This window comes from Nocardia callitridis (assembly GCF_039543305.1).
In the GTDB taxonomy this organism is placed as follows: domain Bacteria; phylum Actinomycetota; class Actinomycetes; order Mycobacteriales; family Mycobacteriaceae; genus Nocardia; species Nocardia callitridis.
The window spans coordinates 1-624 of sequence record NZ_BAABJM010000015.1; the positions used below are offsets into that span (position 1 = coordinate 1).

Consider the following 624-nt stretch of genomic DNA (forward strand, 5'->3'; position numbering starts at 1 on the left):
ACCACCGTGAAATCCGTGGACTGCGTATCGAGATCCAACTCGGCGAAGTGCCGCTTGACGCTCTCCCACGCACCCTTCGCGGTAATCCCCATCGCCTTGTGGTCATACCCCGCCGAACCACCCGAGGCGAACGCGTCACCCAACCAGAACCCGTACTGCCCGGCGACATCGTTGGCGATATCGGAGAACTTGGCCGTGCCCTTGTCGGCGGCCACCACCAGGTAGGTATCGTCGCCGTCGCGACGCACCACGCGGGCGGGCGGCAACACCGCGCCGGTGTTGTGGTCGACATTGTCGGTGAGGTCGAGCAGACCCGAGATGAAGGTGCGGTAGCAGGCGATGCCCTCTTCGCGCAGGGCTCGGCGGTCGAGGGCGGCATCACCCGTGGTGGCGGGTGGGCGCTTCACCACGAAACCACCCTTCGCACCCACCGGCACGATCACCGCGTTCTTCACCGCCTGCGCCTTCACCAAACCCAAGATCTCGGTACGGAAATCCTCCAACCGATCCGACCACCGCAAACCACCACGCGCCACCGCACCGAAACGCAAATGCACACCCTCGACCCGAGGCGAATACACAAAAATCTCGAACTTCGGCCTCGGCTGCGGCAATTCGGCGATC

At 64.3% G+C, this 624-nt stretch carries 1 protein-coding gene; it reads right to left on the bottom strand.

Translation table 11 applies throughout. The features are described from left to right. Positions 1 to 624 (bottom strand): NAD-glutamate dehydrogenase domain-containing protein (locus ABEA50_RS30860; protein ID WP_345500015.1); only part of this gene is annotated, 624 nt, incomplete at both ends.